The 15,088-nt window shown below is 71.5% G+C and carries 15 protein-coding genes; all 15 read left to right on the top strand.

The genetic code is table 11. The features are described from left to right. The first annotated feature begins 10 nt into the window (after nucleotides 1-10). Nucleotides 11-751: an SDR family oxidoreductase gene (locus tag ASD62_RS17425; protein ID WP_056917855.1), complete on the top strand. Its 741-nt coding sequence runs from the start codon at nucleotides 11-13 to the stop codon at nucleotides 749-751. 83 nt (nucleotides 752-834) lie between these two features. Next, nucleotides 835-1,878, top strand: a complete 1,044-nt coding sequence (gene argC, locus ASD62_RS17420) for an N-acetyl-gamma-glutamyl-phosphate reductase (protein WP_056917854.1) — start codon at nucleotides 835-837, stop codon at nucleotides 1,876-1,878. Continuing rightward, nucleotides 1,875-2,285: an ACT domain-containing protein gene (locus tag ASD62_RS17415; RefSeq protein ID WP_235529260.1), complete on the top strand. Its 411-nt coding sequence runs from the start codon at nucleotides 1,875-1,877 to the stop codon at nucleotides 2,283-2,285. Before argC ends, ASD62_RS17415 begins: the two co-directional genes overlap by 4 nt. Beyond that, on the top strand, nucleotides 2,282-3,433 hold the full coding sequence (gene argJ / locus ASD62_RS17410) for a bifunctional glutamate N-acetyltransferase/amino-acid acetyltransferase ArgJ (protein ID WP_056917507.1): 1,152 nt from the start codon (nucleotides 2,282-2,284) through the stop codon (nucleotides 3,431-3,433). The genes ASD62_RS17415 and argJ overlap by 4 nt, the downstream gene beginning before the upstream one ends. A gap of 16 nt (nucleotides 3,434-3,449) precedes the next feature. Continuing rightward, nucleotides 3,450-4,478: an acetylglutamate kinase gene (gene argB / locus ASD62_RS17405; protein WP_082553351.1), complete on the top strand. Its 1,029-nt coding sequence runs from the start codon at nucleotides 3,450-3,452 to the stop codon at nucleotides 4,476-4,478. After that, nucleotides 4,478-5,713 carry an acetylornithine transaminase gene (locus tag ASD62_RS17400; protein WP_056917506.1) on the top strand — a complete coding sequence of 412 codons (1,236 nt, stop codon included), beginning with the start codon at nucleotides 4,478-4,480 and terminating at the stop codon, nucleotides 5,711-5,713. Before argB ends, ASD62_RS17400 begins: the two co-directional genes overlap by 1 nt. After that, a complete protein-coding gene (gene argF, locus ASD62_RS17395) occupies nucleotides 5,710-6,642 on the top strand; it encodes an ornithine carbamoyltransferase (RefSeq protein WP_056917505.1) in 933 nt (310 codons plus the stop codon). Before ASD62_RS17400 ends, argF begins: the two co-directional genes overlap by 4 nt. Further along, nucleotides 6,639-7,139, top strand: coding sequence for an arginine repressor (locus tag ASD62_RS17390; RefSeq protein ID WP_056917504.1), 501 nt, complete (start codon nucleotides 6,639-6,641; stop codon nucleotides 7,137-7,139). Before argF ends, ASD62_RS17390 begins: the two co-directional genes overlap by 4 nt. Before the next feature lie 135 nt (nucleotides 7,140-7,274). Then, complete coding sequence (argH, locus tag ASD62_RS17385; RefSeq protein WP_056917503.1) at nucleotides 7,275-8,744, top strand: argininosuccinate lyase; 1,470 nt, start codon at nucleotides 7,275-7,277, stop codon at nucleotides 8,742-8,744. Between the two features lie 164 nt (nucleotides 8,745-8,908). Beyond that, nucleotides 8,909-9,199 (top strand): hypothetical protein, encoded by a 291-nt coding sequence (locus tag ASD62_RS17380; protein ID WP_056917502.1) that lies wholly within the window; start codon nucleotides 8,909-8,911, stop codon nucleotides 9,197-9,199. A 1-nt stretch (nucleotide 9,200) separates the two neighbouring features. Further along, complete coding sequence (locus tag ASD62_RS17375) at nucleotides 9,201-10,016, top strand: hypothetical protein (RefSeq protein ID WP_056917501.1); 816 nt, start codon at nucleotides 9,201-9,203, stop codon at nucleotides 10,014-10,016. An 8-nt stretch (nucleotides 10,017-10,024) separates the two neighbouring features. Continuing rightward, a complete protein-coding gene (locus ASD62_RS17370) occupies nucleotides 10,025-11,974 on the top strand; it encodes a fumarate reductase/succinate dehydrogenase flavoprotein subunit (protein WP_082581036.1) in 1,950 nt (649 codons plus the stop codon). Beyond that, nucleotides 11,971-12,723, top strand: a complete 753-nt coding sequence (locus ASD62_RS17365) for a succinate dehydrogenase/fumarate reductase iron-sulfur subunit (RefSeq protein WP_056917500.1) — start codon at nucleotides 11,971-11,973, stop codon at nucleotides 12,721-12,723. Before ASD62_RS17370 ends, ASD62_RS17365 begins: the two co-directional genes overlap by 4 nt. Next, nucleotides 12,687-13,376: a DNA-3-methyladenine glycosylase gene (locus ASD62_RS17360; protein ID WP_235530784.1), complete on the top strand. Its 690-nt coding sequence runs from the start codon at nucleotides 12,687-12,689 to the stop codon at nucleotides 13,374-13,376. Before ASD62_RS17365 ends, ASD62_RS17360 begins: the two co-directional genes overlap by 37 nt. 63 nt (nucleotides 13,377-13,439) lie before the next feature. Further along, nucleotides 13,440-14,702 (top strand): tyrosine--tRNA ligase, encoded by a 1,263-nt coding sequence (gene tyrS, locus ASD62_RS17355; protein WP_056917499.1) that lies wholly within the window; start codon nucleotides 13,440-13,442, stop codon nucleotides 14,700-14,702. Nucleotides 14,703-15,088: the final 386 nt, after the last annotated feature.

Raw genomic sequence — 15,088 nt, 5'->3', positions numbered from 1 at the left:
CGTGGCCGCGATGTCGAGCGCCCCGGTCGTCGTCGTCACCGGCGCGTCCCGGGGGATCGGCCGACACCTCGCCGACGCCTTCGAGCAGGCCGGGTATGCCGTGGAGCGGGGCTCCAGCGCCGTCGCGGACGTGACGGACCGGGTGGCCGTCGAGCGGTGGGTGGGCGAGGTGCTGGGCCGTCACGGCCGGATCGACGTGCTCGTCAACAACGCCGGCGTCATCGACACCGAGGTGCCGATCCACGAGGCGGACCCCGAGGAGTGGTGGCGCACCATGGAGGTCAACGTCCGCGGGCCGTTCCTCGTGACCCACGCCGTCCTGCCGCACATGGTGGCCGCAGGCTCTGGCCGGGTGATCAACGTCAACAGCGGTGCCGGGGTGCGTCCGGGCGCCGTGGCGTCGGCCTACAACGCCAGCAAGACGGCCCTGGCCAGGCTGACCGGTTCCACGGACCTCGCCGGGCGTGACCACGGCGTCTTCGCCTTCGACCTGGCCCCCGGGGTCGTGCGCACCGACATGACCGAGGCGATGGTGGCGCACGTGAGCCGGACCGAGTGGACCGACCCGGGCGAGGTCACCGCCCTGGCCCTGGCCCTCGCGGCCGGGGAGCACGACGTGTGGTCGGGCCGCATGGTCCGGGCCGGGGTGGACACCCCGGCGTCGCTGCGCGACCGGGCCGCGGGTGGGCTGGATGCTGCGGACCGCACGATCACGCTGGTGCCGTGGGGGGACGACGACCCGCTGGGCTGAGACCCGGCACGGCACCCCCACGGAGGGTGTCCGGACAGCGAGCACGACTGCATGAACTCTCATGGGGGTGTATGTTCATGCACATGCAGCGCGTGGCAGTCGCCGGAGCCAGTGGCTACGCCGGGGGAGAGATCCTCCGGCTCCTGCTGGCGCACCCCGACGTGGAGATCGGCGCGGTCACGGCCGCCTCGAGCGCCGGGCAGCTGCTCGGCGCCGTCCACCCGCACCTCACGCCGCTCGCCGGCCGCGTGATCGAGGAGACCACGCCCGAGACGCTCGCCGGCCACGACGTCGTCCTGCTCGCCCTTCCGCACGGGCACTCCGGTGCCCTGGCATCCCAGCTCGCGGACGACGTCGTCGTCATCGACTGCGGCGCCGACTTCCGGCTGGCGAGCTCCGCGGCCTGGGAGGCGTTCTACGACACCCCGTACGCCGGCGCCTGGGCGTACGGCCTCCCCGAGCTGCCGGTGGGTCACGGCGAGCAGCAGCGCGCGGTCCTCGCGGGGGAGCAGCACGTCGCCGTGCCCGGGTGCTACCCGACGGCGGTGTCCCTGGCCCTCGCGCCGGGCTACGCAGGCGGCGTCCTCGCCCCGCAGGACGTCGTCGTGGTCGCCGCGTCGGGCACCTCCGGCGCCGGGAAGTCCCTCAAGCCCCACCTGCTGGGCGCCGAGGTCATGGGTGCCATGTCGCCATACGGGGTCGGTGGCACGCACCGCCACACCCCGGAGATCGAGCAGAACCTCACCCGCGCCGCGGGTGAACCCGTCACCGTCTCGTTCACCCCCACGCTGGCTCCGATGCCCCGCGGGATCCTCGCGACGTGCACGGCGCCGCTCGCCGAGGGCGTCGACCCCGCGAGCGTCCGGTCCGTGTGGGAGGAGGCGTATGCCGCGGAGCCGTTCGTGCACGTGCTGCCCCAGGGGTCCTGGCCGTCGACGGGCAGCGTCCTCGGGAGCAACAGCGTCCACCTGCAGGTCGTCGTCGACGAGCGCGTCGGCCGCGTGGTCGTCGTCGCGGCGATCGACAACCTCACCAAGGGGACGGCCGGCGCAGCGGTCCAGTGCCTGAACCTCGCCCTCGGCCTCCCGGAGACGACCGGCCTCCCCGCAGCGGGGGTGGCACCGTGAGCCTGCCCCTGCACCTCATGCGCCACGACCAGGCCGTCGCCTTCGTCCGGCTGCCCGCCGGCGAGGAGCCGTCGTGGGACTGGCGGACCGGCCCGTTGGCGTCGATCACGTACACCGACAGCGAGACCTCGATCGTCTCGGCGTTCGACACGCTCCCCGACGGGGTCCAGAAGGAAGGACCGCTCACGGCGTTCGAGATCGCCGGGCCCCTCGACTTCACCATGGTCGGCGTCCTCGCCGGCCTGCTGGAACCCCTGGCACGCAAGAAGATCAGCATCCTCGCGCTCTCGACCTACGACACCGACTGGATCCTCGTGGACAGCGACCGTGCCGACGACGCGATGGACACCTGGCGCCGCGGTGGGCACACCGTCGCGCCGGCCAAGCTCTCCGGAGGCCTCTCGTGAGCACCACCACCCCAGCCGGGTTCCGCGCTGCCGGCGTCGCCGCCGGGCTGAAGAGCACGGGTGCACCGGACCTGGCGCTCGTCGTCAACGACGGGCCCGACCACCACGCCGCTGCCGTCTTCACGAGCAACCGGGTGGAGGCCGCCCCGGTGACGTGGTCGCGACAGGTCCTCACCGACGGTCGCGTCGATGCCGTCGTCCTCAACTCGGGCGGGGCGAACGCCTGCACCGGGGCCCAGGGCTTCGCCGACACCCATGCCACCGCGGAGAAGGTCGCCGACGTCCTGGGTGTCTCGGCGGGGGACGTGGTCGTCTGCTCGACCGGGCTCATCGGTGAGCTCCTCCCGATGGACAAGGTGCTCGGGGGCGTGGACGCCGCCGCGGCCGCCCTGCACGCCGACGGCGGCGAGGATGCGGCCGTGGCCATCAAGACCACGGACACCGTGCACAAGCAGGCTGTCGCGCAGCGGGACGGGTGGAGCGTCGGCGGGATGGCCAAGGGCGCGGGCATGCTCGCCCCGGCCCTGGCCACGATGCTGGTCGTCGTGACCACGGACGCCGTCGTCACCGGCGGGGAGCTGGACGCGGTGCTGCGGGCGGCGACCGCTGCGACGTTCGACCGGATCGACTCCGACGGCTGCCAGTCGACCAACGACACCGTGGTGCTGCTCGCGTCCGGTGCGTCGGGCGTCACCCCCGGCGCCGACGAGCTCACGGCCGCGGTCACGGAGGTCTGCGCCGGCCTGGCCCGGCAGCTCATCGCCGATGCCGAGGGTGCCCACCACGACATCGCCATCGAGGTGCGGGCGGCCGCGAGCGAGGCGGACGCGCTCGAGGTGGCCCGCTCGATCGCCCGCAACAACCTCTTCAAGTGCGCCGTCTTCGGCAACGACCCCAACTGGGGGCGGGTGCTGGCAGCCGTCGGCACGACCCGGGCGGCCTTCGACCCCCACCAGCTCGACGTCGCGATGAACTCCGTCCAGGTGTGCCGGGCCGGCGGGGTGGGGGAGGACCGCTCCCTGGTCGACCTCACGGCACGCGAGGTGCACGTCCTCGTCGACCTCCACGCCGGCGACGCGACGGCGACGGTCTGGACCAACGACCTCACCCACGACTACGTCCACGAGAACTCGGCCTACTCGAGCTGAAGGCAGCCCAGACCCCATGACCGACACCACCACCCCGGCCACCACCGCCCCGACACCGAACGGGGCCACGACCACGAGCACGGTCCGCGGCCACATCGGGAAGGCCGCCCTGCGCGTGGCGCGGGGCAAGGCCCAGACGCTCGTCGAGGCCCTGCCGTGGCTCGAGCGTTTCCGCGGGTCGCTGGTCGTCGTCAAGTACGGCGGCAACGCCATGGTCGACGACGAGCTCAAGGCGGCGTTCGCCCAGGACGTCGCGTTCCTGCGCTACGCCGGCCTGCGTCCCGTGGTCGTCCACGGCGGCGGCCCCCAGATCGCCCAGATGCTCGGGCGCCTCGGCCTCGAGAGCGAGTTCCGCGGTGGCCTGCGTGTCACGACCCCCGAGGTGATGGACGTCGTCCGCATGGTGCTCACGGGTCAGGTGGGCCGTGAGCTGGTCGGCCTGCTCAACCAGCACGGCCCCGTGGCCGTCGGTCTCTCGGGCGAGGACGCAGGCCTGTTCGGCGCCCGTCGCCGAGGCACGGAGGTCGACGGCGAGGAGGTCGACCTCGGGCTCGTCGGCGACGTCGTCACGGTGAACCCCGGCGCGGTGCAGGACATCCTCGACGCCGGGCGGATCCCGGTGGTCTCGACGGTGGCGCCGGACCTCGACGTCGAGGGCCAGGTCCTCAACATCAACGCCGACACCGCTGCCGCTGCGCTGGCGGTCGCCCTCGGCGCCCACAAGCTCGTCATGCTCACCGATGTCGAGGGGGTGTACGCCGACTGGCCGGACCGCGACTCGCTCCTGTCGTCGCTGTCGGTCAGCGGAGCCCGTGAGCTCCTCGGTCGTGTCGACGCCGGCATGATCCCCAAGCTCGAGGCCTGCGTCCGCGCCGTCGACAACGGGGTCCCGCAGGCCCACGTCATCGACGGACGCCAGCCGCACTCGTTGCTGCTCGAGGTGTTCACCTCCGAGGGGATCGGCACCATGGTCGTCCCCGACTCCGCGGCGCCGGCGGCTGCCTCCGCCGGAACCTCCACCGCCACGACGGAAGGCGACGCCTGATGGCCACCCGCAACGACGAGCTGCTCGACCGGTACGAGCACGCCGTCCTGGGCGTCTTCGGGCGTCCGCCCCTGGTCCTCTCCCACGGCGACGGCTGCTGGGTCTGGGACGTCGACGGCAAGCGCTACCTCGACCTCGTCGGCGGCATCGCGGTCAACTCCCTGGGCCACGGCCACCCGGCGCTGGTCGCGGCGATCAGCAAGCAGGCCGGCGAGGCGATCCACGTCTCCAACCTGTTCACCTCGCCCGGCCAGATCGCGCTGGCGGAGCGGATCCTCGGCATCGCCGACGCCCCGGCAGGGTCCGCGGTCTTCTTCGCGAACTCCGGCGCGGAGGCGATCGAGGCGGCCATCAAGCTCAGCCGGCGCACCGGCCGCAGCGGCATCGTGGCCGCGGAGGGCGCCTTCCACGGGCGCACCACCGGCGCCCTCGCCCTGACCCACAAGGCCGTCTACCGCGAGCCGTTCGCCCCGCTCATGCCCGGCATCAGCCACGTGCCGTACGGCGACGAGGCAGCCCTGCGCGCGGCCGTGGGACCCGACACGGGAGCACTGGTCCTCGAAGCGGTCCAGGGCGAGGCGGGCGTCATCGAGGCGGACGCGACCTACCTTCGGCTTGCCCGCGAGCTCACCACCGAGCACGGTGCCCTGCTCGTTGTCGACGAGATCCAGACCGGCATCGGGCGGACGGGCACGTGGTTCGCGTTCCAGCAGGCCGGGATCGTCCCGGACGCGATCACGCTGGCCAAGGGGCTCGGCGGCGGGGTGCCGATCGGCGCCCTGGTGACCTTCGGGTCCGACGTGTCCGGCCTCCTCACGGTGGGGCAGCACGGGTCGACGTTCGGCGGGAACCCGCTGGCCGCGGCTGCCGGGCTCGCCGTCATCGACACGATCGAGGAGCAGGGCCTGCTCGCGCACGCGACGGCAGCGGGCCAGCACCTCGCGGACGCCGTTGCAGCACTGCAGCATCCGCTCGTCACCGGGGTGCGGGGGAAGGGTCTGCTCCGGGCGATCACCCTGGCCGAACCCGTGGCGGCGCACGTCGCGGCCGCCGCCCGGGACGCAGGGTTCATCGTCAACCCGGTGGCCCCCGACGCGCTTCGGCTCGCACCACCGCTCGTCGTGACCACCGACCAGCTGGACCTGTTCGTGGCAGCCCTCCCCGGTCTGCTCGACGCAGCCCTCGACGCCACCCGTGCCGCCGCGCCGGCCGCCACCACGAAGGACGCCCGATGACCCGCCACTTCCTGCGTGACGACGACCTCACCGCCGACGAGCAGGCGCTGGTCCTGCAGCGGGCGCTGGAGCTCAAGGCCGCGCCATACTCCCGCACCCCGCTGGCGGGGCCGCGCATCGTCTCCGTCGTCTTCGACAAGCCGACGCTCCGCACCCAGGTGTCGTTCGCGGGGGCGATCAGCGGCCTCGGCGGCCACCCCATGGTCGTCGACGGGAACCTCGCCCAGATCGGCACCCGCGAGTCCATCGCCGACGTCGCGCGCATCCTCGGTCCGCAGTCGGCCGCCATCGTCTGGCGGACGCATGGCCAGGAGCGGATCGAGGAGATGGCGCGGTACGCCGGGGTGCCCGTGGTCAACGCCCTCACCGACGAGTTCCACCCGTGCCAGATCCTCGCGGACCTCCTGACCGTGCTGGAGCACAAGGGATCCCTGCGCGGCCTGTCCTTCGCCTACGTCGGTGACGGGGCGAACAACATGGCGCACTCCTACCTCCTCGGCTGCGCCCTGGCGGGCATGCACGTGCGCATCGGCACGCCCGCGAGCCACCAGCCCGACGCCGCGATCCTCGCTCGCGCGCAGGAGATCGCGGCCGAGCAGGGTGGCTCGGTCGTCGTCACCGGCGAGGCGTCGGAGGCCGTCGCCGGGGCCGACGTCGTCGTCACCGACACCTGGGTGTCGATGGGCATGGAGGAGGAGAAGGGCGACCGCCAGGGAGCGCAGAGCCCGTTCGTGCCGTTCGCCGTGACCGAGTCGCTCATGGGCGGGGCGGCCGCGGATGCCGTCTTCCTGCACTGCCTCCCGGCCTACCGTGGGTACGAGGTCGAGGCCGCCGTCATCGACGGCCCGCAGTCGCTCGTCTGGGACGAGGCGGAGAACCGGCTGCACGCCCAGAAGGCGCTGCTGTCCTTCCTCCTGGAGGACGCATGACGATCGCCGCGACCCGCACCGGGCGCCAGCGCCGGATCGTCGAGCTGCTCGGACGGCACGAGGTGCGTTCGCAGGCCGACCTCCTCACGCTGCTGGCCCAGGACGGCATCGAGGTCACCCAGGCCACGCTCTCCCGGGACCTCCTCGAGATCGGCGCCGTCAAGGTCCGCGCCGGCCGCTCCCTCGTGTATGCCGTGCCGGGGGAGGGCGGGGACCGCACCGCCCGCCCCGCCGCTGACGGGACGGCCCTCACCGCTCGGCTCCGGCGGGTGTGCGAGGAGCTGCTCGTCACCGCCGAGCCGTCCCACAACCTCGTCGTGCTGCGGACCCCGCCCGGAGCGGCGAACTTCCTCGCCTCCGCCATCGACCACGCGAACCTGGCAGGGGTCCTCGGCACCATCGCGGGCGACGACACCATCATGATCATCACGACCGGCCCGGCCGCCAGCCGCCGTACGGCGGGCGACCTGCTGGCCCTCGCCGGCACGACCGACTGACGTGGGCCCGGCCGTGCCCCGAGCACGACCGCACCTCACCGCGGACCCGACCGCAGACCCGACCGCAGACCGCACCGCAGACCCGACCGCAGACCCGACCGCAGACCCGACCGCACGCCCTACCCAGGAGCACCTGTGAGCCCCGACAGCCCGACCCCCACCGCCGAGCCCGACCAGCCGCAGACGGGCAAGGTCAGCCTCTGGGGTGGTCGCTTCGCCGGTGGTCCCGCCGACGCCCTGGCGGCGCTGAGCAAGTCGACCCACTTCGACTGGCGCCTCGCGCCCTACGACCTCGCCGGCTCCCGCGCCCACGCCCGGGTGCTGCACACCGCCGGCCTGCTCGACGACGCCACCCTCGAGGCGATGCTCGCCGGGCTGGCCCAGCTGGCCGCCGACGTCGAGTCCGGGGCGTTCGCACCCGCCGAGGACGACGAGGACGTGCACACCGCCCTCGAGCGCGGGCTCATCGAGCGCGCCGGAGCGGACGTGGGTGGGCGCCTGCGCGCCGGCCGTTCGCGCAACGACCAGGTCGCCACGCTGTTCCGCATGTACCTGCGCGACCACGCGCGCTCGGTCGCGGCGCTGGTCCTCGACGTCGTCGACGCTCTCGTCTCTCAGGCGTCCCGCCATCCCGAGGTCGCCATGCCCGGCCGGACCCACCTCCAGCACGCCCAGCCCGTCCTGCTCGCCCACCACCTCCTCGCGCACGCCTGGGCGCTGCTGCGCGACGTCCAGCGGCTGCAGGACTGGGACGTGCGGGCGGCGGTGTCGCCGTACGGCTCCGGGGCCCTGGCCGGCTCGTCGCTCGGTCTCGATCCGGAGGCTGTGGCGGCCGACCTCGGGTTCACGTCCGCGGTCGAGAACTCCATCGACGGCACCGCGTCGCGGGACTTCGTCGCCGAGATGGCGTTCGTCGCAGCGATGACCGCGGTGGACATCTCGCGGCTGGCCGAGGAGGTCGTCCTCTGGGCGACCAAGGAGTTCTCCTTCGTGGCGCTGGACGACGCCTACTCGACGGGGTCGAGCATCATGCCGCAGAAGAAGAACCCCGACGTGGCCGAGCTGGCCCGGGGCAAGGCCGGTCGGCTGGTCGGCGACCTCGCCGGGTTGATGACCACCCTCAAGGCGCTGCCGCTGGCCTACAACCGCGACCTGCAGGAGGACAAGGAGCCGGTGTTCGACGCGGTCGACACGCTCGAGGTCCTCCTGCCTGCGTTCAGCGGCATGGTGGAGACGATGGAGTTCAACACCGAACGACTGGCCTCCCTTGCGCCGCAGGGCTTCTCGCTGGCCACCGACATCGCGGAGTGGCTCGTGCGGGAGGGGGTGGCCTTCCGGATCGCCCACGAGGTGGCCGGTGCCTGCGTGCGCGTGTGCGAGGGGCGCGGGATCGAGCTGTGGGACCTCACCGACGCCGACCTCGCAGCCATCTCGCCGCACCTCACCCCGGGCGTCCGGGACGTCCTGAGCGTCGAGGGGTCCCTGGCCTCGCGCAGCGCCAAGGGCGGCACGGCGCCCGTACGGGTCGCCGAGCAGCTGACCCGCGTCCAGCAGCAGGCCGCCGCGGCCCGCACGTGGGCCGGCACCCCCATCACGGTGCGCTGACGCCCCACCCCGCTCGGGGCGCTCCACGGCCGTCCGCGAGCCGGGTCACGCACGAGGACGAAACACGTTCGGCGCAGTCCCACGATTTCGGGCGCCCTTCGCGCTAGGTTCGGTGACGTGGGTCACAGGCGACCCGCCTCGACCTTCGCGACAAGGACGGTGCCATGGGTGTTAGCGACGACCTCACTGCGGCTGCGGGTCACGTGGCCGGACTGCGACGGGCGGTGACCGCGCTCTCCAAGGAGCTCGGCAACACCCTCGACGTCCAACGACTGCGCGACGACGTGGTTCGGCTGGCCGACGACGTCGACCTGCTGGCCCGCGGCGCCGGGGTGGGGTCGCAGGACCGTGCCGGTGGACCCGGCGAGATCGTCTTCATCACCGACGAGGAGTACGACCCCGCGTTGTGGTCGGACGCCGAGGACGAGGGCGTCGGCCCGTCCCGGGGCCACTGACGTGTCGAACGCCCCCTTCGGCGGAGGCGTCCACGCTCCCGGTCGGGCCCGCGTGGCCGAGCGCACGCTGCGCGAGGACCGGTGGTGGCTCCAGCCGCTCGTCACGTTCGTCTGCTTCACCGCGTGGCTGCTCTACGGCCTGGTGCGGGCGAGCCTGCAGAAGGACTACTTCGTCGCCGACTACGGCTACCTCACCCCGTTCTACTCCCCGTGCCTGTCGACCTCGTGCGTGCCGGGCTCGACCCACCTCGGCACGCCGTTCGGCCCGTGGCCGGCGCTCATCCCGTTCGCGGCCCTGACGCTGCCGTTCCTGCTGCTGTTCCGGTTGACCTGCTACTACTACCGCAAGGCCTACTACCGCTCGTTCTGGATGAGCCCGCCGGCGTGCGCCGTGCCCGAGGCGCACCGCTCCTACTCGGGCGAGACCCGCTTCCCCCTCATCATGCAGAACCTGCACCGCTACTTCTTCTACGCTGCCGTGCTCATCAGCCTGATCAACACGTATGACGTGCTGCACGCCTTCCGGGGCAAGGACGGCGGCTTCGGGCTGGGCCTGGGCACGTTGATCCTGCTCGCCAACGTGGTGCTGCTCTGGTGCTACACGCTCGGCTGCCACTCGTGCCGCAACATCGTCGGCGGCCGGCTCAACCACTTCAGCAAGCACCCGTTGCGCTACAAGGCCTGGGGGCTCGTGGGCAAGCTCAACGCCCGCCACATGACGTTCGCCTGGGTGACGCTCGGCAGCCTCGTCGTCACCGACGCCTACATCGCCCTGGTCTCCTCGGGGACCCTCTCCGACCTGCGCCTCATCAACTAGGAGCCTGCGTGACCGACGTCGAACCCCTCGAACGGCACGACTACGACGTCATCGTCATCGGTGCCGGTGGTGCCGGCCTGCGTGCGGCGATCGAGGCGCGGGAGCAGGGCCTGCGGGTCGCGGTCATCTGCAAGAGCCTCTTCGGCAAGGCGCACACCGTCATGGCCGAGGGTGGCATCGCGGCCTCGATGGGCAACGCGAACGAGAAGGACAGCTGGCAGGTCCACTTCCGCGACACCCTGCGGGGCGGCAAGTTCCTCAACAACCCGCGGATGGCCGAGCTGCACGCGAAGGAGGCCCCCCAGCGCGTGTGGGAGCTGGAGACGTATGGCGCGCTGTTCGACCGCACGCCCGACGGCCGGATCAGCCAGCGCAACTTCGGCGGCCACGAGTACCCGCGCCTCGCCCACGTCGGCGACCGCACCGGCCTGGAGCTGATCCGCACCCTCCAGCAGAAGATCGTCAGCCTCCAGCAGGACGACCACCGCGAGACCGGCGACTACGAGTCACGGTTGCGGGTGTTCGCCGAGCTCACCGTCACGGACGTCCTCAAGGACGCGTCGGGGGCCGTCTCGGGGGCCTTCGGCTACTGGCGGGAGACGGGCAGCTTCGTGGTGTTCTCGGCACCGGCGATCATCCTGGCGACCGGCGGCATCGGGAAGTCGTTCAAGGTCACCAGCAACTCGTGGGAGTACACCGGCGACGGACACGCCCTGGCCCTGCGCGCCGGTGCGGCCCTGGTCAACATGGAGTTCATCCAGTTCCACCCGACCGGCATGGTCTGGCCCCCGTCCGTCAAGGGAATCCTCGTCACCGAGTCGGTGCGCGGCGACGGGGGAGTGCTGCGCAACTCCGAGGGCAAGCGCTTCATGTTCGACTACGTCCCCGACGTCTTCCGTGGGCAGTACGCCGACACGGAGGAGGAGGCGGACCGCTGGTACAAGGACCCGGAGAACAACAAGCGGCCACCCGAGCTGCTGCCGCGCGACGAGGTCGCGCGCGCGATCAACAGCGAGGTGAAGGAGGGGCGGGGATCGCCGCACGGCGGGGTGTTCCTCGACGTGTCGACCCGGCTCCCCGCGGAGGAGATCACCCGCAGGCTCCCGTCGATGCACCACCAGTTCAAGGAGCTCGCCGACGTCGACATCACGGCCGAGCCGATGGAGGTCGGGCCGACCTGCCACTACGTCATGGGTGGCGTCGAGGTCGACGCCGACACGGCGGCCACGGCCGTGCCCGGTCTGTACGCCGCCGGCGAGGTGGCGGGCGGCATGCACGGCTCGAACCGGCTCGGTGGCAACAGCCTGTCCGACCTCCTCGTGTTCGGTCGGCGGGCGGGAGCTGGAGCGTCGGAATACGTTGCGGCTCTGGGGGATTCCCGCCCCACGGTGAGCGAGGCGGACGTCCGGGCATCGGTGCAGACAGCGCTGGCGCCCTTCCGGGAGGCTTCGGAGAACCCCTACACCCTGCACAGCGAGATGCAGCAGAAGATGAACGACCTCGTCGGCATCATCCGGCGCGAGGGTGAGGTCCGCGAGGCGCTCGGGATGCTCGACGAGATGGACGAGCGGGTGAAGAGCGTCGGGGTGCAGGGGAAACGTCCCTTCAACCCCGGGTGGCACCTCGCCCTGGACCTGCGCAACATGCTGGCGGTGTGCCGCTGCGTCGCCCTGGCCGCGCTCGAGCGCACCGAGTCCCGCGGCGGTCACACCCGCGAGGACTTCCCGAAGATGGACCCCCAGTGGCGAGGGGTCAACCTCATCTGCACGCTGGACGACGCGGGGGACGTGGCCCTGAAGCACCAGCCGGTGCCAGAGATCCGCCAGGACCTGCTCGAGCTGTTCGAACGCAGCGAGCTGGCCAAGTACCTCACCGACGCGGAGCTGGCCCGCCGCGACGGACCGCCGGCATCACAGCCGGGGGCAGCGCAGGGGCCCGACGACGGGAGCGGGGCATGAGCTACGACGCGAAGTTCAGGGTCTGGCGCGGGGACGCCGATGGTGGCGACCTGCAGGACTACACCGTCGAGGTCAACGAGGGCGAGGTCGTCCTCGACATCATCCACCGCCTCCAGGCGACGCAGACCCCGGACCTGGCCGTCCGGTGGAACTGCAAGGCCGGCAAGTGCGGATCGTGCAGCGCCGAGATCAACGGCCGCCCGCGACTGCTGTGCATGACCAGGATGAGCACCTTCGAGGAGGACCAGACCATCACGGTGACGCCGCTGCGGACCTTCCCCGTGCAGCGCGACCTCGTCACCGACGTCTCGTTCAACTACCAGAAGGCGCGCGAGGTCCAGGCGTTCTCGCCACCCGAGGGTCTGCAGCCGGGCGAGTACCGCATGCAGCAGGTCGATGTGGAGCGCAGCCAGGAGTTCCGCAAGTGCATCGAGTGCTTCCTGTGCCAGGACGTCTGCCACGTGGTGCGCGACCACGAGGACAACAAGCAGGCCTTCGCCGGGCCGCGGTTCCTCATGCGGATCGCCGAGCTCGACATGCACCCGCTCGACAGTGCCGACCGGCGGCCGGCGGCACGCGAGGAGCACGGCCTCGGCTACTGCAACATCACCAAGTGCTGCACCGAGGTCTGCCCCGAACACATCAAGATCACCGACAACGCGCTCATCCCGCTCAAGGAGCGTGTCGTCGACCGTCACTACGATCCCGTGGTGTGGCTGGGCAACAAGATCCGTCGGCGCAAGGACTGAGTCCCGTCCGGCTCGGGCGCCGCCTCTCACGGTCCTTCTTCGCGCGTGACGTCCTCACCGTCGCCCCGGCCCTGCTCGGCGCCACGATCAGCCACGCCGGCGTGACGGTGCGGCTCACCGAGGTGGAGGCGTATGCCGGGGAGTCCGACCCCGGGTCGCACGCCTTCCGGGGTCCCACCCCGCGGACGGCCGTGATGTTCGGGCCGGCGGGCCACCTCTACGTCTACTTCACGTACGGGATGCACTGGTGCGCCAACATCGTGTGCGGCGACGACGGCGCGGCGAGTGCCGTGCTGCTGCGGGCCGGCGAGGTGGTGGAGGGGGAGGACGTGGCCGCGCTGCGACGGCACGGGATCCGCCGTCGCGACTGGGCCCGCGGACCGGCGCGGCTCGCGACGACGCTGGCCCTCGACGGTGCCCAGACGGGCCTCGATGCCTGTGCCGCCGGGACGGGAGTGGTCCTCCGTGCGCCCGGCACCCCCACCGACCCAGCGCTCGTACGGACGGGGCCACGGGTCGGGGTGGCCGGAGCCGGGGGCGACGGCGACGCGCACCCGTGGCGGTTCTGGCTCGCGGACGAACCGAGCGTCTCGGTGTACCGACCGGCACCGAATCGACCAACCACGTCCCGTGCACGCCATACCGGGTCATAGGGCAGGCTGTGCTCGTGCCTGCGGTTCCGCGGCACGACCCACCGGACAAGGAGAACCCACATCGTGAGCGACATCTTCGACGAGCTGCAGTGGCGAGGACTGGTGGCGCAGACCACCGACGAGTCCGCGCTGCGCCAGGCACTCGCCGACGGGCCGATCACGGCGTATTGCGGTTTCGACCCGACGGCTCCGTCGCTGCACTTCGGCAACCTCGTGCAGCTGATCGTCATGCGACACCTGCAACGGGCCGGGCACCGGATCATCTGTCTCGTGGGGGGATCGACGGGACTGATCGGCGACCCACGGCCGTCGTCCGAGCGGATCCTCAAGACCAAGGAGCAGACGGCCGAGTGGGTCGCCGGCATCCAGGAGCAGGTCCGTCCCTTCCTCGACTTCGAGGGGGACAACGCGGCGGTGATGGTCAACAACCTCGACTGGACGGCCCCGCTGTCCGCGCTGGACTTCCTGCGCGACATCGGCAAGCACTTCAGGGTCAACCAGATGATCAAGAAGGACGCCGTCGCGGCACGGCTGAACAGCGACGAGGGGATCTCGTACACCGAGTTCAGCTACCAGATCCTCCAGGGGCTGGACTACCTGCAGCTCTACCGGGACTTCGGCTGCACGCTCCAGACCGGCGGCCAGGACCAGTGGGGCAACCTCACCGCCGGGTCCGACCTCATCCACCGGGTGGAGGGGAAGTCGGTGCACCTGCTGACCACCCCGCTGATCACCGATGCCGCGGGGACCAAGTTCGGCAAGAGCGAGGGCAACGCCATCTGGCTCAACAGCGAGATGACCAGCCCGTGGGCCTTCTACCAGTACTGGATCAACGTCGAGGACGCCTCGGTGGTCAAGCTGCTCAAGGTCTTCACCGACCGAGGGCCCGATGAGATCGCGCGCCTCGAGCAGTCGCTGGCGGAGAAGCCGTTCCTGCGGGAGTGCCAGAAGGCGCTGGCCGCTGACGTCACCACGCTCGTCCACGGAGCCGCAGCCACGGCAGCGGTGCAGGCGGCATCGGAGGCGCTGTTCGGGAAGGGCGACCTGACAGGGCTGGACGCTCGCACCCTGCGCGACGCCACCGGGGAGCTGCCGGGGGGTGAGGTCTCCGTCGGCATGTCGGTGACCGATGCCCTCGTCGCCGTCGGGCTGGTCGACTCCCGCAACGCGGCTCGCCGGGTCATCGGGGACGGGGGAGCCTCGCTGAACAACGTCAAGCTCTCCGACCCCGAGCAGGTCCTGGGGGAGGACGACTTCCTGCACGGCGAGGTGGCCCTGTTGCGCCGAGGTCGCAAGTCCCTGGCCGCGGGACGACGCGGAGCCTGAGCGCCCCGGATCCCGCCGTGGGAGACCTGCAGGGCGCTGACCTGCGGATTTGTCTTCTGCGGCGGGATCCGTCTAATGTTCTCGACGTCAGCCCGACAGGGAGGAACGGACACCACCGCGGTCACCACCGCGAAGAAGGCCGGTCCCGGGGCTGAACCCCACATGCAGTACAGTTCGTCTCCGGCGCGATTCGTTGCGCCGAACAGAGAAGGACGTGGGGGCTTTCCACCACGGTTTTCCCGCCGCGAAGCGGATTTGGGGAAACGACGCAGGAAAGCATACGATTGAGAGGTTGCCCCAGAGGCTTCGCCACACGGCGAACTGATGGTGTGCGTCCGATCCTTGAGAACTCAACAGCGTGTCAAAAATCGATGCCAATTACCTCG

Source organism: Phycicoccus sp. Root563 (assembly GCF_001427915.1).
Classification (GTDB): domain Bacteria; phylum Actinomycetota; class Actinomycetes; order Actinomycetales; family Dermatophilaceae; genus Pedococcus.
The sequence above is the reverse complement of the archived record's forward strand: the minus strand, read 5'-3'. Positions and strand labels throughout refer to the sequence as shown.

Excerpts from the sequence above, each read along its gene's own strand:
- ASD62_RS17425 (WP_056917855.1), top strand. The coding sequence starts at position 11 with ATGTCGAGCGCCCCGGTCGTCGTCGTCACCGGCGCGTCCCGGGGGATC.
- argC (WP_056917854.1), top strand. The coding sequence starts at position 835 with ATGCAGCGCGTGGCAGTCGCCGGAGCCAGTGGCTACGCCGGGGGAGAG.
- argB (WP_082553351.1), top strand. The coding sequence starts at position 3,450 with ATGACCGACACCACCACCCCGGCCACCACCGCCCCGACACCGAACGGG.
- ASD62_RS17400 (WP_056917506.1), top strand. The coding sequence starts at position 4,478 with ATGGCCACCCGCAACGACGAGCTGCTCGACCGGTACGAGCACGCCGTC.
- argF (WP_056917505.1), top strand. The coding sequence starts at position 5,710 with ATGACCCGCCACTTCCTGCGTGACGACGACCTCACCGCCGACGAGCAG.
- ASD62_RS17390 (WP_056917504.1), top strand. The coding sequence starts at position 6,639 with ATGACGATCGCCGCGACCCGCACCGGGCGCCAGCGCCGGATCGTCGAG.
- ASD62_RS17380 (WP_056917502.1), top strand. The coding sequence starts at position 8,909 with ATGGGTGTTAGCGACGACCTCACTGCGGCTGCGGGTCACGTGGCCGGA.
- ASD62_RS17365 (WP_056917500.1), top strand. The coding sequence starts at position 11,971 with ATGAGCTACGACGCGAAGTTCAGGGTCTGGCGCGGGGACGCCGATGGT.